We start from the raw sequence: 17,263 nt of genomic DNA on the forward strand, positions 1-17,263 counted from the left end.
CAGCTTTGCCAGCGAGATGGCCGGAGGCGCCCCCAAGGGCCGGGTATGATCGCGGGTTTCCCATGCGCAGGAATCTGACACCGGGATCTGGGGCCCCGGGGTCTGGGGCGCGCGCTACGGCGCGCGCCTCAGTTTTCGGGGTCGATCTGCGCGCAGCGGGCCTGGTCGCGGTTCTGCTCGCCCTAGCCGCCGGCAGCTGGATCGTTTCCGCCGCGCAAATGTCCGGGATGGATATGGTGCGCTGGACGGATCCGGGACCGCTGGGGTTCTTCCTCACCACGTGGGTTGTGATGCTGGCGGCGATGATGTTTCCGTCGGTGGCGCCAATGGTCGTCGCTTACGCCAAGATCCATCGCCACCGTCGCGAGTCCGGACGCTATGCCCCGTCAGGCTCCACGGCCGTGTTCGTGGCCGGCTACTTGATCTCGTGGACGATCTTTGGCCTCGCAGCCTACGTGGTCTACGCAGTAGTCGCATCGCTCATTCCGGGCTTCTTTTCGTCGGAACCAGGCAGTCGCTACCTGGCGGCGGGAGTGATCTTTGCCGCGGCCATCTACCAGTTCACGCCGGCCAAGAACGTCGCCCTGATGAAATGCCGGACGCCGCTGGACTTCATCCTGCGCCGCATCCCGTCTCCTGCTGCTGGGCGCTGATGGTGGCGCTGTTCGCGCTCGGCGCGATGAGCCTCGGCTGGATGGCATTGGTGGGGGCATTCATCGCCCTGGAGAAGATGCTGCCTTGGAAGCGGCTCGCTAACCGCTCTGTCGCGATCGCGTTGGCCGTGATCGCGGTCGGTGTCGCCTTGGCGCCGGGGATGGCGCCGGGACCCGGAATGTAGTGTCAGTCCGCGGCGGGGGCCAGGTAACCCAACGGTGTCTCCTTCGCGCGTTCCTTGCGGGGCGCGGCAGCGTGCTGGGTTAGGCCTTCCGGAGGCCTGGGTGGGTCAGGACGGCGGCGTAACGGCTTGCCCCGGTGATGCTCAGGCCGAACATGTCACAGATGCGGCGGAGATAACCGCCGCTGGCATGCAGTTCGTGCAGAATCCGGTCCTCGCGGGCTTGTTGGGCAGTCATCCCCATCTTGGTGGTGATCCACCAGGAGCCGACGGGGTCTGAGGCAAGTGCGGTGCGCTTGCCGATGAAGACGTGCGGGTTCTGTAAGCGCACTCACTGATCGAAGGTGATGGCATGCTAGTGCGATGGGGATATTTCATTTGGAAGCTGCGGCTGATCACGTCGAAGGCCTGGCACACGAAAACGATATAGTTCGGGCCGTTCTCGAGCTCATCTGGAACGCTCTCGACGCTGATTCTGAACGCGTCGAGGTAACTTTTCGGCGGAACGATGCAGGCGGCATCGACGGAGTGACAGTCAAGGACAACGGGCACGGAATGTCGCCTGAAGCCGCACAAACGGCCTTCCGCTGGATAGGTGGGTCTTGGAAACGGGCAGCCCGCCGAAGCCAGGAAAAGAACCGGCCTTTGCACGGGAAGTCAGGGCAGGGACGCCTGCGTGCTTTTGCATTGGGGACTGAAATCCGCTGGACGTCCGTAGCCGAAGACACTGCGAAGAATCGCGTGCGAACGGTCATTCGGGCCAGTTCTGCGAGCCGAAATGATTTTGAGATTACCGAGCCCATCTCTTCGTCCGACGAACGAGGCACCCAGTTCGAAGCCGCCGGAAAGACTGGGCTGGATCGATTGGAGACAGAAGAGACTCGAGCGAAGGCAGTCAGCGTTCTGGCGCCTTACCTCATCTCTAACCCCTCAATCGAGGTCATATACGACGGCACAGCGCTCAACCCCTCGGAGAACATCGAACGCGACACAGTCTACGACCTGACATGGACCTACCAAGGATCTAATCAAAGCGCCAAGCTTCGCATTATCGAGTGGGTGCAAGCATCCATCCGAACTGTTCATCTATGCGACGCCGACGGCGTGACTGTAGACGAACTGGACTCCCCACCTGCCGCCGATTTTAGGTACTCCGGATACGTATTGTGGGATTCGATGCCCGAGCATCAGGGTGAATGGATCCTCACCAAATTCGAAGAAGAAGAGTCCCTAGTCGGTGGCCTGGTCAAAGCTGCTGACCGGAAGCTGCTAGAACACTTTGAAGATAGCCGTTCACAGCGGCGACGCGAGCTGGTTGAAGAGTGGAAAAACGACAAAACCTACCCCTACATCGGAGAACCGGGGTCCGAAGAAGAGAAAGTAGAGCGCGCAACATTTGACGTTGTAGCCACGTCCATCCGTAGACATGTTCCGAAGACAAAGAAGCAGCAAAAGTTGACGTTGGGTTTGCTCAAACAGTCACTTCAGCAAAGGCCAGATGACGTCAGCGCCCTCCTGGACCAGTTCCTGGGCCTCCCCGCCGAAGAACGTGAACAGCTTGACCGTTTGCTCAAGCGCACTAGCCTCTCACGCGTTATCCAAGCGACAACCAGCGTGACAAATCGCTTGGAATTTATCCGTGCCCTCGAGCTCATGGTCTTCGATCCTGAGACAAACAAGATGGTCGGAGAGCGAGAGAACCTTCACAAGATTTTAGAGAACGAGCTTTGGATATTTGGGGAAGAATACAACCTCATGGTCAGCGAACGTGGTCTTACCCATGCGCTGGACCGGCACCTTCAACTCTTAGGCGGGGATCGTACCGATAGAACGGCCGTGAAACGCCTGGATGGAACGACGGGGAGGCTCGACCTGTTACTTTCCGCTGCCGCTACCGAACACGACCGCAACCGCCACCTCGTTGTCGAACTCAAGGCACCGAAGATCAAAGCGACCCATAAAGAGCTGAGCCAAGTTAAGTCCTATGCAAAGGCAGTGGCCGCAGATCCGCGCTTCGCAGACACCAACACAATCTGGGACTTCTGGCTTGTGACAGCAACCGTGGATGACGATGTTCAGCAAGAGCGCACCCAGCGGGGCAGAAGCAGAGGAATCGCTTTTGAGCCTGAACTTACCGGTGCACCCCATGCGAAAGTTCGCGTCTGGGTCAAGACATGGGGCGAGCTCATTCAAGAGGCCACTCGTCGCCTGTCCTATTTTCAGGAAAGCCTCCAGCACGATGCGTCCCTCGCGGATGCACGTGAGTATCTAACTCGCATCCACGGAGACGTTATCCCCGAGGGATTATTGACGAACGCACCGCGAGAGTACGACGAGGAAGACCAAAGAGAAACGGCGTAGCAAGCCGCGCCACACCTGTGCTGGTGCACGTCCGGCACCCGACCCATCCAAGGAAATGGACATACCGCCCTGGTGTCAAAGTGCTCGGGCATCGCGGACAGGGAGCCGAGTGGTGGTGCCGCGGACATGGCCATGGCGCGAAGAGACTCGGCAGATGGGGGAGATTCTGCATAGGAAGAACCCACCTCCTAATTCAACAATCACTGGCAAGAAAATCTGCAATTTTATATGGGTTCAAACAGAGGCAATTTTGCACATATCCGCAGGTCAAAGCAATATCTATTACCCATCTCCGCTTNTCAACAATCACTGGCAAGAAAATCTGCAATTTTATATGGGTTCAAACAGAGGCAATTTTGCACATATCCGCAGGTCAAAGCAATATCTATTACCCATCTCCGCTTAATTGTTTGTGACCATAAATGTTCAACTTTGCGGTAGTCGATGTGCCGATGAGACTTCAACCGGCCGCGAACTTCTGTTGACCGGATTCGGGCCGCGGCCCTTGAGAGTCGCACGTTCGGGGAGAGCAACCCACCGTCGGCGCAGAATGATNCGTCTCGTTTGGATATACCCATGATGAGACTTCAACCGGCCGCGAACTTCTGTTGACCGGATTCGGGCCGCGGCCCTTGAGAGTCGCACGTTCGGGGAGAGCAACCCACCGTCGGCGCAGAATGATTCTCCCGGAACACACACTCAGCGGCTGATATCGAGCCGGCGCGACCCGGGCCCCTGTGAATCGGCCAGGGTTTCGAAGAAGGCGGAGTTCGGCCCGAGTCCTCCGCCAAGGACGGTCACCGTGGAGTCCAGGACGTAGGTAACAAACGCCAGGCTGTCCGCGAGGTGCTAGATCGTTGGTTCAAGGGTTCAAGGGTTCAAGGGTTCATGTGGAATGGCTGAACCGTCCCGGGAATCATGCCGCCTGTTTGTTGGCGGCGTCGTCGGGTAACGGGCCGGTTTGTAGATCATAATATGTCTGCTCATATTCCTCTGGCGCGGCGTCGTCGGGTAACGGGCCGGTTTGTAGATCATAATATGTCTGCTCATATTCCTCTGGCGTCTGGTGATCCAGGGCGGAATGCAGGCGTTCGTTGTTGTACCAGTGGACCCACTCGAACACAATCTCCATCACGTCGGTTTCGCTCTTCAAGGCCCCGGTGCGGAACGGTGAGTCTTTTGCGACGGCCTCGTTCTTGAACAGCCCCATCACGGTCTCGGCGGCTGCATTGTCATAGGCGTCACCCACGCTTCCAATGGAGGGCTGCAGGCCCTCCAAGGCCAGGGTGTCGGTGTAACGGATGGAGGTGTACTGGCTGCCCGCATCGGAATGATGGATCAGTCCCGCCGGTGCCGGACGGCCGGTATGCTGGCGCCGCCACAAGGCCATCCGCAGGCAATGTTCGACGAACGCGGTGTCCTTGACGGTGGAGGTTTCCCAGCCGACGATCGCCCGGGAGTACAGGTCGATGACCAGGGCGACGTAGACGAATCCGGAGTAGACCGGAACGTAGGTGAAATCGGTGACCCAGATCTGGTTCGGGGCCGGGGCGGTGAAGTTCCTGTTCAGCAGATCGCCGGCGCGGCGGCCGTCCTTGCCGGGGATTGTGGTGCGGGTCTTGCGGCCTCTGATGAGGCCGTTCATCCCCTCTTCACGCATGAGCCGGTCCACGGTGTGCTTGGAGGCTTCCGGGAAGCCGTTACGGCGCAGCCACTGCGTCATCTTCCGCCGTCCGTAGATGATCTCGGGCCGGGGGCGGCCCTTCGCATCCGGGACTTTCAAGCCGCGGAGCGCGTCGGTGATGCGTGCGTCTTCGATGGTGCGCAGGGCTGGCAGGCGTTTCTTCCACGCCCGGTAGGTTCGTGCGGCGACCTGTACGCCCTGCTCCCGCAGGACGGCACAGATCGACTCGACCGCATAACCAACARCGCGCATCTCGTCGATGAATCGACAGATTAGCGGCGGCGAGGGTCGAGCTCCCTCGCGAAGAAAATCGAGGCCTGTTTGAGGATCTCGTTGGACTCCTTCAAGTCCCGCATGAATCGACAGATYAGCGGCGGCGAGGGTCGAGCTCCCTCGCGAAGAAAATCGAGGCCTGTTTGAGGATCTCGTTGGACTCCTTCAAGTCCCGCACCTCAGCCCGRAGMCGCTTGATTTCCTCCAGCTCGTCACTGCTYGGTCCGGTCTTCTCRCCGGCATCGACCTGGGCCTGGACAACCCAGCGGCGCAGCGATTCAGGGCCGACYCCGAGCTTYGGCGCCAGTGCCTTGCAGGCAGCATAAACAGACGGGTATTCGGACAACCGATCCAAGGTCATGCGCACTGCACGGTCACGGACTTCGGGCGGGAACTGCTTGGGCATAATCACTATCTTTCTCAMAGAAGATAGCGGCATCAAACCCGGGACGGTTCACAACCATCCCGGTCTTTGTTCTCAAATAACCCAAACACGGTGCTGGCTAGCAGGACCGCAGACGAAAGGGACAACGATGTCTCAAAGCAATGAAGCGCTCGTCACCGACGTACTACCCGACCGGCTCACCCTCGACCAGGCCATAGACCGCATGCCCAAGGTCGGCCTCAATAAAGGCGCCTGGACCGCGCTGTTCCTTGCCTTCTTTTTCGCCAACTACGAAATCTCCGTCTTCGCCCTGTCCATCCCGGGCATGCGTACCAGCCTCGGCCTCCAGGCGGCAAACTTCGCGTGGCCGGTCACATGGAACCTGGTCGGATACTGCGTTGGTGCGTACATCTTTGGGTACATAGCAGACCGGCACGGTCGCCAGCGGGGCCTGCTGCTGACTTTCCTGGCCTTGGGCCTCGGCGGACTGCTGACGGGATTTGTATGGGACGAGTTCTCACTCTCACTGTTCCGGTTCATCGCCGGCTGCGGCATGGGCGCCGTACTGGCCCTCTGCTCTGCCTACATCGGTGAAATGGCCCCCCGGAACCGCCGCGGCCATTACCTGGCCCGCGTCTACCTTTGGGGCGGCGTCCTGCTGCTGTTCGTCGGGCTTGCCTCCCTGCCTCTCCTTTCGGCCCTGCCCGCGATGGGGTGGCGCCTGATCCTGGCCTTCGGCGGCCTCGCACTGCTCATTGCCCCGTTCATCAACAACCGCTCCCTGACTGAGTCACCCCGCTGGCTGGCAGAGCACGGTCAATTCGAAAAGGCCTCCGCGATCGTGCGTCAGATGGAAATCAATGCCGGGCTTAACCCCACCCCGGCCACGGCACCATTTCTGGAAGAGGTTTCGGAACCGACCGACACGGACGATGAAAGCCCTCTTCGCTCGCTGATGCGCAAGCCCTACCTGAAGCGCCTTCTGGTCGTGCTGAGCTACTGGTTCATTTTCTACATCGCCCTCTACGGCTACTCCAGCTACCTCCCCCTCCTGCTCGAAGGCATCGGCATCACCACCTCGAATGCCCTGCTGATCACAGTTCTGACACGGATCACTCCGCTGATCGCCGGATTCATCGTCGTTCTGCTCATCGAAAGGATGGAACGCCGTACCCTCATCATCGCCGGCACGATCATATTCGCCGTTTCGGTAGCACTCATTGTCTCCGGCTGGGGCGAAACCGCTGCGACCACGGGGGCTGTGTTGTCTGGATTCGGCATCGCAGTCATGGCCACTCCCGCCTACACCTACACAGCGGAAATCTTCCCCACGAAGTCCCGCGGTACCGCAGCCTCCATCTGCGACGGCCTAGGCCACCTGGGCGGAGCAGTCGCCCCGTTCGTAATCCTGCCCATCCTGATCAACCTCGGAGCGGTTTCTGCCGGCGTCGCAATTATCGCCTTCCTGATCATCTCCGCAGGACTCATCCGAATGGGCGTCCGCACCAAAGGCCGCTCCCTCGAGGACATTGCCTAGAGTAGCCGCCCCAAGCTGACACAGACCGGCCACGCCACGAGCCACGCATCTGCAGCCAGCAAACTGGAGGGCGCTCCGCCAAGAACGCGGGGCGCTCTCCATCACCGCATCAGTAAATTGCGCGACATCCAAAGGAACCCGGGATGAAAACACCAGACGCAGCCATCAGTCCCGAACTCGCCCGTTACCTGCACCTGCGGGCGACGCGCCGGAAATCCAATCGGCGGGACGGCTTCATAAACGACTGGTCCGACCTTCGCTGCGGCGAAAAGGTCCAGGTATTCCGCGACGCGGAAATGCTGACTGCCGGAACTGTCGACTCCGCCATGCCCGACGGAACTGGAGTCTGGCTCATCCAAGACAAAGGACGCGGACGCCGGTTATTCCACGAAAGTGAAGATCTACGGATCCGCAAGGCCTAAGGTAGCTCTGCGCGGATCACCGCCCGGAGTCACCTCGGACCTGAAAACCTGTACTCCACTCTGTCTTCAACCGCCCGTCCCGGGATCCCGCGACTCGACTCCCTGAGGTCTGAGATGGACGTGCCGACTGTCGTCACTGGCATTCTCCTGGTTACGGAGTCCCCGATCGGCATGTGCGCTTAGGGTTCGGCGCCCCAGAGTCATGCATGCTCAGCTGCGCCCATTCGACCCTTCGCCGAAAGCCCGGTCAGGGTTCCGCAGACGGAACGGCGAACCGCCACTCAAGCTGTTACTTGACCGCCAGTACCGCTAACAGTCACGATCCAACAAGCACTAGCATCTCCTGTGTTCTATAGACGTTCGCTTAAGTGACATTAGGGCCTGTCATTTTCAGGAGTCGCGTGCACCAGTTCATGCGGAAGAACGGGCCGGAGGCAGAGGGCTGATGGCGTTCACGACCATGTGAAGGCCAGATACTGTTTGCAATAGGTATAGGTCAGAAAGTGTGGCCACGTATGGCCAAGAACCCTGCGCGACCTGTTCAGGGACCCATCCCCATACCGCTAAAGTTCGTGCCAGTCATTGTCGACAACAGGGGTGGGTAGACCTACGCAGAATCTCCCCCATCTGCCAAGTCTCTTCGCACCAGGGCTATGTCCGCGGCACCACCACTGGGCTCCCTGTGCGCGATGCCGAGTACTTCGATGCCACGGCGGGCCAGTCGCTCGGCGTAGAGCCCGGGGCCGCAGCCCGGTTCGAGCACGCACGAGTCTGCCCGAAGGCCGAGGGCCGGGCTGAGCTCCCACGCATACTCGATCATGCTCCGACTCGCCACCGGAGCCAACCGGAGGCCTGGCTCGATAGAATGCAACGCATGGCCATCAGACTCGACAACGTCGGCATCGCCGTCCGCGATCTCGAAGCAGCGATCGCATTCTTCACCGACCTCGGCCTCACGGTCCTCGGCCGCGACACGGTCAGCGGCGAGTGGACCGACACCGCCGTCGGCCTCGACGGCAATCACGCCAGGATCGCGCTGCTCCAGACGCCGGACGGCCACGGCCGCCTCGAGCTCTTCGAGTACATCCATCCCGAAGCGATCGAGACGAAGCCTACGCGTCCCAACCAGATCGGCATGCACCGCGTCGCCTTCTCGGTCGACGACATCGACGAAGCCCTCGAGACAGCCGCGCGGCACGGCTGCCATCCGCTTCGCGGCGTAGCGACCTATCAGGACATCTACAAGCTCACGTACGTCCGCGGTCCCAGCGGAATCCTCGTGATGCTCGCCGAGGAGCTGAAGAAGAGCTGACGGCCGATCGGCCCAAATAAGGGTTTCCTGCTCGACGTCGTCGAGGCTGCAAGACCGCCTGTCACCCTACAGGTCTTCGCCCAGGCGCAGGATCTGCGCGGCTCACCCGATGACGAAGACGAGGATGGCGAGGCTGATCGCAGCAACGATAAAGTAGGGGGCGGCGATATTCCAGCTCGGCCTGGTCTCCCCCTCCTTCCGGGGTCCTGACGAAGGAGTGGACACTGCGTAGCCGGAGCAGTAGTCCCATACGAGGTGCCGCTGGGGTGATGGCTGAGGAACGAAGACAGCGCCACAGTGGTGGCGAGGGGGCTGCGCAGCAGTCCTACCCACGTCTTTGGCACCGGTGGTTCACCGGCCCGCAGGGGTTGCTGCACACGCCCTCATGGTGCTGCCTCGGAGGTTGTTGGATGGTCGCTTCAGCGGCCGTGGAGACACCAACCCAGCGGGACGAAGAGAGGCTCAACGACGACGCGGAACCCAGGTCCCCGTAAGGGGCTTCCTGATGAGGTTCCCTTCTACGGGCAGCTGCTAGCTCCCACGCGCCGGCGAGGTCTGCGTGGGCAGCTGGAAAGCGAAGCTGTCCTCTGGAGACCACACGTGTTGGTCGTCGCATTGATAGCCACGTAGCCAAGGCCGGCCGTCCACGACACGAAGATAAAAGCCCTTCGGGTATTCGTCGTCCTCGCTTAGCGGCGCCGAAGCGACCGTGACGGCACCCGTGGGGGACGGCCCGAGGACATCACTGAGTCGGGTGCCGTCGCTTGTGTGCGCAGGGCGAGCCGCAGGTAAGGACCCGTATCGGCCGGGCAGACCAGGAGCCCCTGTTTCTGCGCGGCAGTGAAGATTTGGGACAGCACCGCACCATCGGTCAGACCCAATTCACCGACCGTGCGCTCGATAATGACAACGTCTTGCCCCGCCCACTCATCGAAGGCGACGTTCGCGAACAAGATCTCGGCATGCGCATTGAAAAGGACGCCGATCGAGTTCAGTGCACCCATTAGTTCAGCACGGGAGAGCCCTCCAACTCGCAAACTTAATCGGTCAGTACCAAGCGCGTCTTCCATGGCTTCCTTCAGGGTGTGCTGCGATGGCGTCGCGGTTCACTCTACTGGCATCGAAAGTACGGCGTGGTGGGCCGAAGCACCTCGTGAATGTGCCACGCCGGGTACCGAAAACAGCCTGTTGCACAAGCTCTCACAGCAGCCGTCACAAGGCTTCTGCGTCAGCGTCACCAGCATGCCATCGGACACTGCATCGCAGGGCGTAGCCAAGCAGCTCTTCTTCCCACATAGAGAGTCCTCGAAGGGGGTGGTTGGCGGCTGTCACCTGACTGGACGTCCATTCTGTTTGGCCCTGCCCTACACCCCTTCATTCTTCGCCCGCCCGTAGGGTTCGGGGAGTCTGTCCATGCACGGTTGTCACGAGCAGAAAAGGAAGTCCTGAACTGCTTTGATGGCTCCTTTCTGCTCGAGGGAACCGGACTCCTGAACCCCCTGGCGGGCAGTGGGGCAATGCGTCCAAGTGCATCGCTAACCGCCCCCTCCCCTGGCTCTTTTAGCACCGTGAATCCAGCCTTGCATGGCACTTGTCAGAGTGCCTGGGAGAGAAAAATTGCAGCCCGTAGGCTGCAACTGTTTGGTCACTTGTGGCCAGATTCTGCCCACGAATGTCCTTGACTGGGCAGGCGGTGGGCTGGCTGGATACATCCAGCCCTGAAAACAGCAAAATGGGGCGGTAAATGCAGCGAAACGGCTTCAGCGTCCCAAAACGGGCTGTCTGTGGCCTCTGGCTGGTCAGACTCCGCCCAGAATTGGCCAGTTGTTGCCCTTCAGCGTTTTGCGGGTCGAAACGTGGCTGGTCTTGACCAGCCGTGGCCCCACTTGTGGGCTGTAAGTGGGCCGAGTTTGTACGGGTTTCGACCGGGATCCGTCTGCACTACCGCAGCTGGCCGCGGCGGCGTGTCAGGTTGGCGGCCTCGGCGGTGTTGCCTGCCAGTTTGATGGCTTTGTCGTAGGCCGTGCGCGCCTGCCGGCTGCGGCCCAGCCTGCGCAGCAGGTCGGCGGGGGTGGCATGAAAGGCGTGATATCCGACCAGCGCGTCTTCAAGACGGTCGACGATCCCCAGTGCCACTTCCGGTCCGTCGAGCTCGGCGACCGCGATGGCGCGGTTGAGGGCGATGATTGGTGACGGGTCGAGGTTGACGAGCTGGTCGTAGAGGGTGACGACCTGTGACCAGTCGGTATCGCGTATGTCGCGGGCGGAGGTGTGCACCGCGTTGATCGCTGCCAGGATCTGGTAGCGACCCGGAGCCACCCCTGTGGCCAGGCGCTCGCGCACCAGCCGATGGCCCTCGGCGATCAGCACCGCATCCCAGGCCCCACGGTCCTGCTCGTCGAGGGTGACCAGTTCACCGCTCGCCGGAACCCGGGCGGTGCGGCGGGCCTCGGTGAGGAGCATCAGGGCCAGCAGCCCGGCCACCTCACCATCCTCCGGCATGAGGGCACGGATCAGGCGAGTGAGCCGAATCGCCTCGGCTGTCAGGTCGGCGCGTACCGGATCGGTGTCGGGACCGGTCGCCAGATAGCCCTCGTTGAAGACAATGTAGAGGACGGCGAGGACACCAGAGACGCGTCCCGGGAGATCCGCCGCGGACGGCACCCGGAACGGGATGCGAGCCGCCTTGATCTTGGCCTTCGCGCGGGTGATCCGCCGCCCCATGGCGCTCCCCTGCACCAGGAAGGCACGGGCGATCTCGGGCATGGTCAGACCGCCGACCATGCGCAGCGTCAGCGCCACCCGGGACTCCATCGCCAACGCCGGGTGACAGCAGGTGAAGATCAACCGGAGCCGATCGTCGTCGATGGCGCCCAGCGGCTCGGGTGGGGTGTTGTCGTGCAGCATCTGAGCCTCCTTGTGCCTGTCGCCGCGTTTGTTCTCGCGCCGGATCCGGTCGATGGCCTTGCGGTTGGCCGTGGTGGTCAGCCAGGCGCCGGGGCTGGGAGGAGCCCCGTCGGCCCGCCACCGCTCGACGGCGGTCGCGAACGCCTCGGCCGCTGCCTCCTCGGCGATGTCGAGGTCACCGAAGCGCCGGGTCAGGGCGGCGACCACCCGGGCCCACTCGTCGTGGTGGGCCCGGGTGATCGCCTCGTCGACGTCGCTCACTGGAACGGCCGCACCTCGATCTTCCGATCGCAGCCCTTCGACGCCTCGGTGGCGAGCTTGAGCGCCACATCCAGATCGGGGGCCTCCCACACCCAGACGCCGACGAGGTACTCCTTCGACTCCACGAAAGGCCCGTCGCTGAACACCGCGTGCTCGCCCCGGTTGTCGACGACCGTGGCCGCGTCGGTGTCCGCGAGTCCGCCCGCGAAAACCCAGTAACCCTCGGCGATCAGTCGTTCGTTAAAAGCGCTGATGGCAGGCCGCCTGTCCGTGCTGCCGGGATTGCTCTTGTCATCGATCACGGAAACCAGGTACTGCATCTGAAGATCATCTCCTGTGGTGTCAAGACAGCGCGGTTCGGTGGTCAGGGACTTCAGGCCGTTGCATACTGCGGGCGCCCGGCCGGCCGGTAGACCTGGATCGTCACGCCCTTCGAGTCGACTCGCGACTCGACCAGGTCGAGCGCAAGATCCGGGCCGGTCTCCGGGAACAGTCTCGCGCCCTGGCCGAGGATCACCGGGATCACGATCAGAGTCATCTCGTCGACCAGATCATTCTCCACCAGCCACCGGGTCAGGGCGCCACTGCCGTGCACCTGCAGCTCGCCCCCGGGCTTGGCCTTCAGCTCACTGATGGCCGCCGCGAGGTCACCGCGGAGAACGGTCGTGTCCTCCCAACGCGGCGCGGTGAGCGTGGTCGAGGCAACGTACTTGGGGGCCTCGTTCAAGGCCACGCCGATGGGATGTGCGCGCATCTGGTCGATTGATCCCCAGGAGCCGGCGAACAGCTCGTAGGTGCGCCGGCCGAACAGGAACGCCTCTGCGCGCTGGTAGGTCTGCGTGATGAACGTCCTGGTCTCGTCGTCGCCCTCCCCCGGGCCCATCCGCCGCGCTCGAATCCGTTCCTGCGGTCATCCGACGCGGCGCCGTTTCCCTGCATCACTCCATCGATGGTGATTTGCGTCATGGTCGTCAATTTCATGATCGCGGTTCCCTTCCGCTTGGGGCCACCCCTCGTGGGCGGCCTCTCACTCCTTCTACGAACACTTCTGCCCCGATCCGACACCGACTCCCGGATTTCCTTCGAACAGTCCCCGAAATCATGCCGCCGTTTTCGCGCAGGTCCGCGACGGCCGCAATGCACACCTGACCGACTACCTGCTCATGGCCCTCGGCCGGCAAGGACGGTGGATCGAGAACTGTTGGTCGCACGCGTGGTCGTCGCGTTTGGAAGAAAGTGCTCGCCACGAGCGGACCAGCCGTAAGCCGGTCCTCTATCGGAAATACGTCGATATTGCCTGCGCCCTTGGGCCGACGTGCTGAAGAGCGTCCCGTAAGAGCAGTCCGGTGAACTGTCCGGTGACGGGACCTAATACGGCACGCTGGTCCGCCATCTGAAACGCTGTCCGGCTATTGTGCGCTTCTCAAGAGCAAGCACTTACGCCGGGACCTCCCTGGCTGCGTAATCACGGCCCCGTTCTGCGCACGCGGGCGAGGCATGTCATAGGGGACCGATCGAGGGAGGGAAGCCCCGAGTGGCAGGATGGATGTCGTGGCGACTACGAGGCGGGACGCGGCTCCGAACCAGGAGTGGGTGCTGATGTACCGGGGCGGCCTTAGCCGGAGCAAGATCGCGGCGCTGACCGGCGCCGCTGCGTCGACGGTCGGATACCACCTCCGCGTCGCGTGCGCCGCCGACCCAGCGCTGCGGGAAGCACACGAGGCCGCCGCCGGCACGGGAGCCTCCCGCGTGACGGCCCAGGGCCGGGAACGCATGCACCAGCTGGTGGCCATGGTCCGGGACACGGGGCGCTACCCGTCCCGGAACGCAGAGAGCACCTCCGAGCGGACCCTGGCGGTCTGGCTGCAGCGTCGGCGGGAAGACGCCCGGGCCGGGATGCTGGCGCCGGCGTTCCGCGACGGCCTGGCGGTGCTGCCCGGTTGGGAGGGCAAGCCGCGCGCCGAGGCGGACGAGGCCCGGTGGCAGGAGCGGCTCGCTGCTCTGGTCGCCTACCGGGCGGCCGGCCATGACTGGCCGCGGCACAAGGCGGTCATTGTTGGCGAGGAGCATGATCTCGGCGTGCGGTTGCACGCCCAGCGATACAAGGCCCGTCGCGGTGAACTCGAGATCCAGAAGGCAACGGCGCTGGACAATGCCGTACCGGGATGGCGGGCTGGTAGGCGGCGCGGCCGACGGGCAGGAGGGCGGGTCTGACCAGACCGTGCTGCTCCGGATCAGGTCAGACGATGTTTGTATACGCCGCAGTCATGACGCAGAGGACCGGAATGGCCAATCTAAATCCCAATGCCCGGGGCAATGTTGTGGTTGAGGCGGAAGACGTTCTCGGGGTCGTAGCGGGCCTTCACCGCAGCCAGCCGCTCGTAATTGACGCCATAAGCGTCCCGCACGCGGTCATGCTCCTGGTCGCCGAGGTTGTTCACGTACACCGCTTCTTTGAGGTACGGGCGCATCGCTTCGAAACAGCGGCGAGTCCAATCGATATTGCGATCGGAATCATCTCGATCTTCCCACTGGGACAGGATCAGGAAATCGTACTGTCGATCACGGTGGGCAAACGCGGTAGCCTGCGGATCCACACGGCTGGCCACTCCGGTCATCTGCTGCAACCCGATCCCCGTGTAAGGCGACGGGCTGGTCGCCGCGAACTCCAGCAGCACTTCGATCGCTTCGTCGGAGAGGTCCTTGAGGTAGCTCGACTTCCAGTAGTGCTGACGGCCGGGCGGGAAACCTGCATCGGGTCCGCTCTGGAACGCTTGGTAGGCCAGCGGGCCAATCTCCCCGCCAACGGGACTGCCAAAGTCCCGCAGGGGCTGGAGGACACGCTCCCCCTCATTTAGCGGGCCGCAGTAGCACACGGCTATCGAGACGGCGGGGCCGCCCTCCGGATGACGGGACACCGAGCCGGCCATCGACAGCTCATCCGGCGCCCCGCTCGCGAAACCATGATAGAACCGGAGCGCATCGCGGGCCTGTTCCGGCGGGAAGCTCAGGCCGCCCGCGAGCACAGTGGTGACCGGATGGAGCTGGTAGGTCAGCGACGTAACCACACCGAAGTTCCCGCCACCCCCGCGGAGGGCCCAGTACAGGTCATCATGGTCGGTCGCGCTGGCGGTAACGAGCTCCCCGTCGGCGGTGACAACGTCGGCCGCGAGAACATTGTCACAGGCTAGACCATGCTTGCCGTTCAGCCACCCGAGGCCGCCGCCGAGTGTAAGGCCGGCAATACCGGTGACCGAGACAACTCCCAGGGTCGTGGCCAGCCCAAACGCTTGGGTCTCATGGTCGAATTCGCCGAGCAACAATCCGGTCTGCGCCTGGGCCGTGCGTCGATCAGGATTAACGCGCACGCCCTTCATCCCGGAGAGGTCGAGCATCAGCCCTCCTTCGCATACCGCGGAACCGGCCACGCCATGCCCACCGCTGTGGATTGAAAGCGGAAATTGCTGCATGCGGGCGAAGAGCACGCCCTGGATGACGTCAGCCACGCCTGCGCACCGAAGTATCGCCGCTGGCCGGCGATCAATCATGAAGTTGAAAACGCGCCGCGCGCGGTCATAGTCCTCGTGGCCCGGGGCCAGCAACTCTCCCCGGACGCGATCCGCCAGCTCGCGAATCGCGCTCATATCCTGGCCTGCCCCGCTCCCACCGTCTGTTCCTTCTGGCATCCGGGACCCCCGATCGTTTGAGCCGATCGTGCGCTCCGGGGATAGAGATGTCAATGACCAGGGACGCTCTTCCCGGCACCAGTAGGCGGTTCCACAGTGCACCGGGCGTTCTCTGGATCGACAATGCCGTTCTCGTGGTCACCACCGGCGAGGGGTTTCCAGCAACGCCGATCTTTTCCACCACCCGAATGTCCCTCGAGACCTTTCTCGCTCAACGAGCGGTACGCCTCGCCTTCCGTGTCCCCTCCGCGTGCCCGCGACCCTACGCACCGATGCGCACGTTCATCACACAGAATTGTCCAGCGGGCTTGCCAGGTGAAGGCAACCTGCCTAGCAGGACGGGAGACTGCTGTGGAACCAACCTAGTCGGACGCTTTGGGTGGGCAAGGAAAACTGACGGCCGCAGCATGCACCGCCTACGGTTGCCCAAAAATCTAGCGAATGCTAATCGTCAAAATCGCCGCAGGATCCAGGCTTGAAGCGTGTCGGAGCTCCATGATGGTGCGCGCACCAGAATCATGTCCCGGTCCTCGCGGAGGACTTTCTTGACGCCGTCCTCGCGCGATAGGTCGCGGACTAGACGGTCGACGTCGGCCGACCGTTCGTGGGCGAGTTCTTCGCCCAGACCGATTTCGAAGTCGTACCCACCCGCTTCGTCGCGAATGTCCTCAACCTCAACCAGCGGTTCCGGCTTCAAAGGTTCTGCAGTTACCCCCTCGGCCTCGTTTAATTGTTCGATCAGCCTCCGCGCATACACTGCTATCGCATCCTCGGGCGACTCTCGTACCCCGAGGAGGGCCCCGCATGCGTGGGCCATGGGCAGCCCCGGCAGGAAGTTGTGTTTCTCCCCCGCGCCGCTGACCAATACAGGGTGATTGTTATGGACGTAGCGCTTAATGGGACTCCGGGCAATCTCCCATCGGGCTGCAGGTGCACGGTCCTTCACGACAGCCGCGAGATACGACACAAGACCATCGAGAAGCGTTAGGGACTCGAAGGACAGGACCCCCTCCTCCTCAGTTGTGTACCGTTCCCATGAGGGCCAGGCCAGCCGCCCCATGGAGGCAGGGTCCGTAGCGCCGGGGGCGTCGGGGCCATTAAGGCGGGACAGCAACCATCGCCACAAGGGGACAAAGCTTTCAGGGGTGCCATCAAGGAGCGCAGCCGGGTCTTGGCCGTCAGCCACCAGGAGCTCCCGGAGCCGCGCCAGTGCCGGCTCGCGTTCGTCGAGAAACTCCTGGAGGGCGGCTGCGGCCTCGGGTTTGGTTAGATCGCGATAGTTAGTCATGGCAGATGAATAACGTAGGGGATACCCTTCGTGTCAAGCAACTCCAGCACGCGCGGATCTGCACCAAGCGAGCCGGATCGGCCGCCCACGAAGTGCCAGACTACCCCCAGGACATCGTTGTCAGGATCCGCGAGGATTGCGGCATCCTTCTCAATTTGGCGCAGAATCCTTGAGCGGAAGGGAACGAATCCGGACTTGACCTCATGCATGTCACCTGCGCGGTCAAGAATGTCGGCATAGCGCCCAAAAGTGAAACCGGGCGCTGCGCGGTACACCTGACGCTGGCCTGCCGCGACGTTGAGGAGGCCCGCA

Annotated in this window: 14 protein-coding genes and 2 pseudogenes; 6 read left to right on the plus strand and 10 right to left on the minus strand. The window is 62.4% G+C overall.

Features of this window, described 5'->3' with window-relative positions; all coding sequences use genetic code 11:
- Positions 1 to 326: 326 nt before the first annotated feature.
- Positions 327 to 838, plus strand: a pseudogene (locus ASG92_RS20910) (DUF2182 domain-containing protein).
- A 79-nt stretch (positions 839 to 917) separates the two neighbouring features.
- Here the strand turns inward: ASG92_RS20910 and ASG92_RS20915 are convergent.
- Positions 918 to 1,166, minus strand: coding sequence for a MarR family transcriptional regulator (locus ASG92_RS20915; protein WP_056632866.1), 249 nt, complete (start codon positions 1,164 to 1,166; stop codon positions 918 to 920).
- 32 nt (positions 1,167 to 1,198) lie between these two features.
- Here ASG92_RS20915 and ASG92_RS20920 point away from each other — a divergent pair, with 32 nt between their 5' ends.
- Positions 1,199 to 3,196 carry an ATP-binding protein gene (locus tag ASG92_RS20920; protein WP_056632867.1) on the plus strand — a complete coding sequence of 666 codons (1,998 nt, stop codon included), beginning with the start codon at positions 1,199 to 1,201 and terminating at the stop codon, positions 3,194 to 3,196.
- A 1,033-nt stretch (positions 3,197 to 4,229) separates the two neighbouring features.
- On the opposite strand, the pseudogene ASG92_RS20925 reads toward ASG92_RS20920, so the two are convergent.
- A pseudogene (locus ASG92_RS20925) lies at positions 4,230 to 5,559 on the minus strand (IS3 family transposase); the annotation flags it as partial.
- Positions 5,560 to 5,686: 127 nt separating this feature from the next.
- On the opposite strand from ASG92_RS20925, the gene ASG92_RS20935 reads away from it, so the two are divergent.
- Positions 5,687 to 7,075, plus strand: coding sequence for an MFS transporter (locus tag ASG92_RS20935; protein WP_056632869.1), 1,389 nt, complete (start codon positions 5,687 to 5,689; stop codon positions 7,073 to 7,075).
- Positions 7,076 to 7,218: 143 nt separating this feature from the next.
- Positions 7,219 to 7,497 carry a hypothetical protein gene (locus ASG92_RS20940; protein ID WP_056632872.1) on the plus strand — a complete coding sequence of 93 codons (279 nt, stop codon included), beginning with the start codon at positions 7,219 to 7,221 and terminating at the stop codon, positions 7,495 to 7,497.
- A gap of 607 nt (positions 7,498 to 8,104) precedes the next feature.
- Here ASG92_RS20940 and ASG92_RS29345 read toward each other — a convergent pair.
- Positions 8,105 to 8,317, minus strand: coding sequence for a hypothetical protein (locus ASG92_RS29345; RefSeq protein WP_056632875.1), 213 nt, complete (start codon positions 8,315 to 8,317; stop codon positions 8,105 to 8,107).
- Between the two features lie 54 nt (positions 8,318 to 8,371).
- Here ASG92_RS29345 and ASG92_RS20950 point away from each other — a divergent pair, with 54 nt between their 5' ends.
- Entirely contained in the window at positions 8,372 to 8,809 is a 438-nt protein-coding gene (locus tag ASG92_RS20950; protein WP_056632878.1) for a VOC family protein, read from the plus strand.
- A gap of 689 nt (positions 8,810 to 9,498) precedes the next feature.
- Here the strand turns inward: ASG92_RS20950 and ASG92_RS30045 are convergent.
- The 4 genes from ASG92_RS30045 to ASG92_RS20970 form a co-directional block, all read right to left on the minus strand.
- Positions 9,499 to 9,813, minus strand: coding sequence for a hypothetical protein (locus tag ASG92_RS30045; RefSeq protein ID WP_240987237.1), 315 nt, complete (start codon positions 9,811 to 9,813; stop codon positions 9,499 to 9,501).
- Between the two features lie 937 nt (positions 9,814 to 10,750).
- On the minus strand, positions 10,751 to 11,977 hold the full coding sequence (locus tag ASG92_RS20960) for a DUF6596 domain-containing protein (protein ID WP_056632880.1): 1,227 nt from the start codon (positions 11,975 to 11,977) through the stop codon (positions 10,751 to 10,753).
- Positions 11,974 to 12,297, minus strand: a complete 324-nt coding sequence (locus ASG92_RS20965) for a YciI family protein (protein WP_056632882.1) — start codon at positions 12,295 to 12,297, stop codon at positions 11,974 to 11,976. Before ASG92_RS20965 ends, ASG92_RS20960 begins: the two co-directional genes overlap by 4 nt.
- 53 nt (positions 12,298 to 12,350) lie before the next feature.
- On the minus strand, positions 12,351 to 12,860 hold the full coding sequence (locus ASG92_RS20970; protein ID WP_240987238.1) for a dihydrofolate reductase family protein: 510 nt from the start codon (positions 12,858 to 12,860) through the stop codon (positions 12,351 to 12,353).
- 659 nt (positions 12,861 to 13,519) lie between these two features.
- Here ASG92_RS20970 and ASG92_RS20975 point away from each other — a divergent pair.
- A complete protein-coding gene (locus ASG92_RS20975; RefSeq protein WP_056632883.1) occupies positions 13,520 to 14,191 on the plus strand; it encodes a helicase associated domain-containing protein in 672 nt (223 codons plus the stop codon).
- 80 nt (positions 14,192 to 14,271) lie between these two features.
- Here the strand turns inward: ASG92_RS20975 and ASG92_RS20980 are convergent, their stop codons facing one another.
- The 3 genes from ASG92_RS20980 to ASG92_RS20990 all read right to left on the minus strand — a co-directional run bounded on the left by ASG92_RS20980 (position 14,272) and on the right by ASG92_RS20990 (position 17,160).
- Positions 14,272 to 15,621, minus strand: coding sequence for an FAD-binding oxidoreductase (locus ASG92_RS20980; RefSeq protein WP_056632884.1), 1,350 nt, complete (start codon positions 15,619 to 15,621; stop codon positions 14,272 to 14,274).
- Between the two features lie 493 nt (positions 15,622 to 16,114).
- Complete coding sequence (locus tag ASG92_RS20985) at positions 16,115 to 16,951, minus strand: hypothetical protein (RefSeq protein ID WP_056632886.1); 837 nt, start codon at positions 16,949 to 16,951, stop codon at positions 16,115 to 16,117.
- Positions 16,948 to 17,160, minus strand: coding sequence for a hypothetical protein (locus tag ASG92_RS20990; RefSeq protein WP_157372350.1), 213 nt, complete (start codon positions 17,158 to 17,160; stop codon positions 16,948 to 16,950). The genes ASG92_RS20985 and ASG92_RS20990 overlap by 4 nt, the downstream gene beginning before the upstream one ends.
- Positions 17,161 to 17,263 lie beyond the last annotated feature (103 nt).

Source organism: Arthrobacter sp. Soil736, from assembly GCF_001428005.1.
Lineage (GTDB): Bacteria > Actinomycetota > Actinomycetes > Actinomycetales > Micrococcaceae > Arthrobacter.